Below are 6978 nucleotides of genomic sequence, written 5' to 3' on the forward strand. Positions count from 1 at the left end.
AGCGTCATGTCGAGCGAACGGCAATGACGGATCAGTTGCAAGCGCTCGACGTGCACGTCCCCGTACAGCCGAAAGTTGCCACTGCTGCGCGCTGGCTCCGGCAACAGCCCTTCCTTCTCGTAGTAGCGGATCGTCACGATCTCGCAATCTGTCCGCTTGGCAAGTTCCCCAATCCTGATGCCCATCACGATCTCCAAAAAACGCTTGACTCTATAGTAGCTATAGGGATTTAACTAGACAATGACCAAACGATCTAAATGAAGGAAATTGCCATGAGCGAATGCGGGTCTAAGGGGTGCGGCTGCGCGACCGTGCCGACCATCGCGCCCAAGGCGCAAGCCAATCCCACGGCCGAATCGGGCACAGCAGTCTATCGCATCGAGAACATGGATTGCCCCACGGAAGAGGCGTTGATCCGGGGCAAGCTGGCCGGGTTACCGGGCGTGGTCGGACTGGATTTCAACCTGATGCAGCGCACGCTGGCAGTGCGGCACGAACTGCCGTCGCTGGGCCCGGTTGAGCAAGCCTTAACTGCCATCGGCATGCGTGCCGTGCGCACGGATGAAGCATCAGCCGAGCAGACCACCAAGCTGGGCATCGCCAAGATGGATTGCCCGACCGAAGAGGCGCTGATCCGCAACAAGCTCACCACGGTGGCCGGGGTTGCCGATCTCGATTTCAATCTGATGCAGCGCACGCTGTCCGTGCGTCATGCTCCCCATACGCTACCGGAGGTACTGGCTGCGCTGACATCGCTGGGCTTCGATACGCGGGTACTCGATGCGAAGGAGCCCGCGCCCTCGTCGGCGGCATCGGCGGCCCCCGCGACCAACTGGTGGCCGCTCGGTATCTCCTTGGTGACGGCAGCGGCTGCGGAAGCTGTCTACTGGCTCCACAACGGCAACCACTGGTCGGTCGTGGTTCTGGCGCTGGTGGCCGTCTTGACGGGGGGCTTGTCCACCTACAAGAAGGGTTGGATCGCGCTCAAGAACCGCAACCTCAACATGAACGCCCTGATGTCGATTGCCGTCACGGGCGCGATGCTGATCGGTCATTGGCCGGAGGCTGCAATGGTGATGGTGCTTTTCGCGCTGGCCGAGGTGATCGAAGCCAAGTCGCTGGATCGTGCCCGCAACGCTATCCGTGGCTTGCTCGATCTCGCGCCGGCACAGGCTACGGTGCAGCAGCCGGACGGCATATGGCGCGAGGTGGACGCCAAACAGGTTGCCATCGGGAGCCGGGTTCGCGTCAGACCGGGCGAACGGATCGCGCTCGATGGCGAGTTGGTGGAAGGACGCTCTACCGTCAATCAAGCGCCGATCACCGGCGAGAGCCTGCCGGTCGAGAAGACGCAGGGCGATCCGGTGTTTGCAGGCACGATCAACGAATCCGGCTCGTTTGAATATCGCGTCACGGCAGTGGCCAGCAACTCTACCCTGGCCCGCATCATCCACGCGGTGGAGGCCGCGCAAGGCAGTCGAGCACCCACCCAGCGCTTCGTCGATCAGTTCGCCCGCTGGTACACGCCCATCGTGTTCGGTGTGGCGGTCGCGGTCGCGCTGGTTCCGCCGGTGTTCATGGGCGCTGCGTGGCTGGACTGGATTTACCGCGCGCTGGTCTTGCTGGTCGTCGCTTGCCCGTGCGCGCTGGTGATCTCCACGCCGGTCAGCATCGTCAGCGGCTTGGCCGCCGCCGCCCGTCACGGCATTCTCATCAAGGGCGGTGCTTATCTGGAAGCAGGCCGCAAGCTGCGCTGGCTGGCACTGGACAAGACTGGAACGATCACGCACGGCAAGCCCGCGCAGACGGATTTAATCATATGGGGCCCTGCACAGCCCGCGCGTAGCCACAGCCTGGCTGCCAGTTTGGCGGCGCGGTCTGATCATCCTGTGTCCAAGGCTGTGGCACTGACAGCGAGCGCCGAAGGCGTTGCACTGAGTGAAGTAGCCGAGTTCGCCGCACTGCCCGGCCGGGGCGTGAGCGGCAGCATCGACGGCGCAACCTATCACCTGGGAAACCATCGGATGCTCGAAGAGTTGGGGCGCTGCACGTCTGAGTTGGAGCAGCGCATCACGGCGCTGGAGGCCCAAGGTAAGACCGTCATCATGCTGGTGGGCCCGGAAGGCGTGCAGGCCCTGTTTGCGGTCGCCGACACGATCAAGGACAGCAGCCGAAGCGCCATCGCCGAGCTGCATGCTCTGGGCATCAACACCATGATGCTGACCGGCGACAACCCGCACACCGCGCAGGCGATTGCCGCTCAGGCTGGGATCGACCGTGCGCGGGGCAATCTGCTGCCGCAGGACAAGTTGCGCGAGGTGGAACAACTTGCGCAGTCCAACAAGGTCGGTATGGTGGGGGACGGCATCAACGATGCCCCGGCCTTGGCACGCGCTGACATCGGCTTTGCCATGGGGGCCGCCGGCACCGACACCGCCATCGAGACGGCCGACGTGGCGCTGATGGACGATGACCTGCGCAAGATTCCGACCTTCGTGCGCCTATCGCGTGCCACGGCCCAGGTGCTGGCCCAAAACATCGCACTGGCTCTTGGCATCAAGGCGGTGTTTCTGGTGCTGACCTTCACCGGCCACGCGACCATGTGGATGGCCGTGTTCGCCGACATGGGGGCAAGCTTGCTCGTTGTGGGCAACGGCTTGAGGCTGTTGCGCCGATGAGTTGGAAATTCATTCTCTACGATTGGGGTGGTCTGAACGTCGCGCTATTCCAAGCCATCAACACGGGTACACCCACAGCGATCGCACCGCTGGCGTGGTTCTTCAGCTTCGTGGGCAGCTATTGGACAGCGCCTGCGATGCTGCTGGGCTTCTGGTGGTGGTCGAAGTCGGCCACCGATCCAGCGCGTGCCCGCGCAGTACGGCTGCGGCTTGCTGGATTTGGAACGGCTTTCCTGCTGGCCTTGCTCGGCGCCACCGTCTTGAAGCTGTGGCTCGACTTCCCACGCCCGCCCGCCGTGCTCGGCGAGCTGGTGCGCGTCATCGGGGAGGCCGAACGCCACTACAGCCTGCCTAGCGGGCACGCTACCTATTCGACGCTGGTCGTCGGGGCGCTTTGGCCCTTGGTGGGTCGCGGTGGCCGCACCGGCTTGGTTCTGTACGCCGCATTGGTCGGTTGGTCACGCCTCGCGGCTGGGATGCACTTTCCGGCCGATGTGCTGGCCGGCTGGAGCCTGGGATTGAGTTGTACCGTCCTCGCTGGGTGGCTGATACCGGCCGCTGCACCCGTGTGGCGAACGGCGCGTTACACCTCAACCTGGGTCTGGTATGCCGTGGCTGCTAGTGCCGTCATGGCCGACCAGCTCGCAAAGTCCGTTATCAGCCGCACATATGCTTATGGTGATCAGGTCGAAGTCACACCATTCTTTAACCTCGTCCATGTGCTGAATCCGGGGGCTGCATTTAGCTTCTTGGCCGGCGCGGGTGGCTGGCAACGGCCCTTCCTCATCGCCCTTGGCTTGGTTGCCTCAGCTTGGCTGATGCGCATACTGTGGCAGCAACCGCCTCGGCTTGAAGCGCTGGGCTACAGCCTGATCCTCGGCGGCGCGCTCGGCAACGTCGCGGATCGCGTGTTGCGCGGGGCGGTCGTGGATTTTCTTGACTTCCATTGGCGGCACACGCATTGGCCCGCCTTCAATCTCGCCGATGTGGCCATCACCTTGGGTGTCACTCTGCTCATCAAGAAAGGGCTGACCCAAGGCAAGGTGGTGGACGCAAAGGCAATTGAGAATTACAATCATTACCAATGATATAAATTGAGAATCCTCATGCCTTGCCGAGCCACCTACCGCTGGCTGATGGCGCTGCTGCTGGCGACCTGTGCGCTGGCTGGTGGCCCAGCAGTCGCAGCCGACACCACTGAAACCAAAGCCAAGCAGATTTGGCAACTTCTGGATTATGTGGCCGTGGACTACGGTGGCGCGGTGGCCAATGGCGCGGTGCTGAAAGAGTCGGAATACGCCGAAATGCAGGAGTTCGCCGCCACGGCGGAGCGTCAGTTGAGCGAGTTACCGAGCCAGGCGGGCAAGGAAACCTTGTTGCAACAGGCTGCCGAACTGCGCGGTGCGGTGGCAAATAAAGCCGACCCGGCCGCCGTGGCACGACTGGCGCATGCGCTATCCGGCGCCGTGCAGAAGACGTACCCATTCCCAGTGGTCCCGGCCGCCATGCCGGACTTGGCACGAGGTGCTCAACTGTTCCAAGCTCAGTGCGCGGCGTGTCACGGCCCGCAAGGGCGCGGCGATGGCTCGTTGGCTGCATCCCTGAATCCAAAGCCGACCGCGCTGGCTGAGCACCAGCGGGCACGTGAACGCAGCTTGTTTGCCCTCCATCAGATCATCAGCAATGGCGTGCAAGGAACCGCCATGCAGGGTTTTGGTTCCCTTTCGGATGAAGATCGCTGGGCGCTGGCGTTTTTTGTCGGTACGCTGCCCTACGCGGACAGCGACAAGGCTGAAGGGGCGAAGCTTTGGCAAGCGAATGCGCAGGCCAAGCACACTGTGGCCACACTGGACGTGCTAACGCAAACCTCTGAACATGTACTGGCGGATCGGCTGGACGAACAGTCAGCCAAGGCATTGACCGCCTATCTGCGTGCCAACCCGAGCGCACTAGCAGCGAACCAACCCAAAGGCACGGCGATTGCGAAGGCCCAACTCGCCAAGAGCGTGGTTGCATTGCAGGGCGGGGATCGCGCGACAGCGACCAAACTGGCTCTGTCTGCCTACCTTGACGGCTTCGAACCGGTGGAACCCGCGCTTGCCACACGCAACCGCCCGCTGTTCGAGAAGATCGAAGCCGCGATGGTGTCTTACCGGGCGTTGGTGGCCAAGGGCACGCCTGGTGACGTGCAGGCTGCGCAGCAGCGGTTGCAAACCTTGCTCGATGAGGCGGACACGGTACTCGCGCCCTCGGAAAACGATTCGGTAGCGGCCTTCGTCGGGGCGCTGACCATTCTGTTGCGTGAGGGGTTGGAAGCCTTGCTGGTGGTCGTGGCCATGCTGGCGTTTCTCAAGAAGGCCGAGCGGCGAGACGTAGTGGCTTATGTCCACGCCGGGTGGGTGGCCGCGCTGGCAGCCGGTGGCGTCACTTGGGCCGTGGCGACCTATCTGGTCGGTGTCAGCGGTGCGAGCCGGGAATTGACGGAGGGATTTTCGTCGCTCTTCGCCGCCGTGGTTTTGCTCGGTGTGGGCATGTGGATGCACCAGAAGAGCGTGGCTGGTCGCTGGCAGGTTTATCTCAAGGAGAAGCTGTCCTCCGCCCTCAGCAAACGCACGGCATGGTTCCTGTTCTCGCTGGCGTTCGTCGCGGTGTACCGCGAAGTATTCGAAACGGTGCTGTTCTTCGCGGCTCTCTGGACAGAAGGCAATGGATGGCCGCTACTCGCCGGTTTGGGAGCAGGCATGGCACTCCTGGCCCTGCTTGCAGCCGTACTGCTACGCACCAGTGCACGACTGCCGATTGGCCAATTCTTCGCGGCCAGCTCGCTGCTTGTGGCTGTGCTCGCGGTGATCTTGGCGGGCAAGGGCATTGCAGGTCTGCAGGAGGCCGGACTGTTGCATACCAGCCCGATTGCGATCCCGCGTATTGACCTATTGGGTATCTACCCGTCATGGCAGACACTCTCGGGTCAGCTTGCCGTTCTGCTCTTGGCACTGATCGCCTTTGCTTTCAATTTGCGTTCGACGCACAGGATATCGTCACCTGAAGGCTGACTTCCGCTTCGCGCCGCGCATCCGCGACCTGGGCGACACCAAGCTCTATATCGCCAGGGGCGATGCCGCCTTCGACGGGCTGAAACCGATGATCGGTGGCCCGCTTAACATCAAGCACGTGCGTGCCCATTGGGACGAATTCCTGCGGCAGGCCACCTCGATCAAGCAGGGCACGGTGAGGGCCTCGCTGATGCTCAGAAAGCTCGGCAGCTACCCACGCCAGAACGGCCTGACCGTCACCCTGCGCGAGCGAGCGCACGCTCATCCCGGACTGGCTGCAAAGCGTCGAACTGCGCCGCCGTGTGGGACGATGTCGCCTTCAAGCTCCCGTGGATCCGGACTTGGCTAGCGCTCTGGAAGCAGCCGCAGAGGCCGGAACTCTGTAATTTGTGGCTCTTGCGCCACACATAATCTCCGGTCAGATTGGATGTACTCCCAGCCCAGCGGCGACAGGAAGCGGCGTCAGCCTTCGTCGCCAGGACGAAGCGTCTCCAACTGCCGTAGAGTTTGCACGGCGCGCTTGAGCAGCAGGATCCAGTCATCCAGTTCCTCGATGACCGACTCTGCCTGCTCCACCAGAGTCGGCCCCATGGTGGCATACGACAGGCTAGCACCGTTGATGACGGTGTGCGCCATGCCGTGCAGTCGCAACAGATCATCTCGGATCCCAGCCGGGTCCCTGCAGCGTGAGCGAATGGCATCAAGTTGGTCAACCACGCGCAAGATGGTAGTCGTGTCGAACGACTCCTGCAGAGCCTGCAGGGCCACGGTATCGACCTTGCCGTACGGGGTATCTATGTCAGGCATGACGCGGTTTGCGGACGGAGTGGGCGGGGCCTGCAAAGAGGCTGTCGCGAATCCAGGCTTCCGGCACCCGCTCCAGGTTTAGTTTGTAGTCGCCGAAGCGCTTGATGTTGCTGGTGAGATAGGGGCTGAGAAAACCGATATCGGCCACGTCGATTGGTATGCCTTCTTTCACCATCGCACGCAACGCCTGCATCATGTCGGCCGTGTTTTGCAAAATCACGGCCGAAGCAATCAGGTCGTTGTAGCGTAGGCGCTTCTGCTGCTCCTCGGGGTCGTTCTCGGCCAACACATCCCCGCCGAATGAAAACCATTTAGCAAAGCCATTGTAGGACTCGATCTTGTTGTAAGCGCCTCGTGGTGGCCGTTCTGGACGGGTAATTGAGGTTTTGGGTAATTTGGTGCCCACCAAATTATTGCGGACACCAAAGTGGACGAGACAG

The 6978-nt window shown here is 62.2% G+C and carries 6 protein-coding genes and 1 pseudogene; 4 read left to right on the top strand and 3 right to left on the bottom strand.

Translation table 11 applies throughout. From position 1 onward, the window contains the following. Positions 1–185 (bottom strand): MerR family transcriptional regulator (locus AB1I47_RS33015; RefSeq protein WP_354687858.1); only part of this gene is annotated, 185 nt, incomplete at its 3' end. An 87-nt stretch (positions 186–272) separates the two neighbouring features. On the opposite strand from AB1I47_RS33015, the gene AB1I47_RS33020 reads away from it, so the two are divergent. The 4 genes and pseudogenes from AB1I47_RS33020 to AB1I47_RS33035 all read left to right on the top strand — a co-directional run. After that, positions 273–2678: a heavy metal translocating P-type ATPase gene (locus tag AB1I47_RS33020; RefSeq protein ID WP_354687862.1), complete on the top strand. Its 2406-nt coding sequence runs from the start codon at positions 273–275 to the stop codon at positions 2676–2678. Continuing rightward, positions 2675–3766: a signal peptidase II gene (gene lspA / locus AB1I47_RS33025; RefSeq protein WP_354687859.1), complete on the top strand. Its 1092-nt coding sequence runs from the start codon at positions 2675–2677 to the stop codon at positions 3764–3766. The genes AB1I47_RS33020 and lspA overlap by 4 nt, the downstream gene beginning before the upstream one ends. A gap of 48 nt (positions 3767–3814) precedes the next feature. Further along, entirely contained in the window at positions 3815–5731 is a 1917-nt protein-coding gene (locus AB1I47_RS33030) for a cytochrome c/FTR1 family iron permease (protein ID WP_354687863.1), read from the top strand. A 1-nt stretch (position 5732) separates the two neighbouring features. Next, positions 5733–6036: pseudogene (locus AB1I47_RS33035) on the top strand (Tn3 family transposase); the annotation flags it as partial. 157 nt (positions 6037–6193) lie between these two features. Here AB1I47_RS33035 and tnpC read toward each other — a convergent pair. Together tnpC and AB1I47_RS33045 are read right to left on the bottom strand one after the other, a co-directional pair. Continuing rightward, positions 6194–6538 carry a Tn3 family transposase post-transcriptional regulator TnpC gene (tnpC, locus tag AB1I47_RS33040; RefSeq protein WP_354687860.1) on the bottom strand — a complete coding sequence of 115 codons (345 nt, stop codon included), beginning with the start codon at positions 6536–6538 and terminating at the stop codon, positions 6194–6196. After that, positions 6531–6978 (bottom strand): Tn3 family transposase (locus tag AB1I47_RS33045; protein WP_354687861.1); only part of this gene is annotated, 448 nt, incomplete at its 5' end. The genes tnpC and AB1I47_RS33045, both read right to left, overlap by 8 nt.

Origin of the sequence: Cupriavidus necator (assembly GCF_040578825.1) — a bacterium.
Taxonomy (GTDB): Bacteria; Pseudomonadota; Gammaproteobacteria; order Burkholderiales; family Burkholderiaceae; genus Cupriavidus; species Cupriavidus necator_E.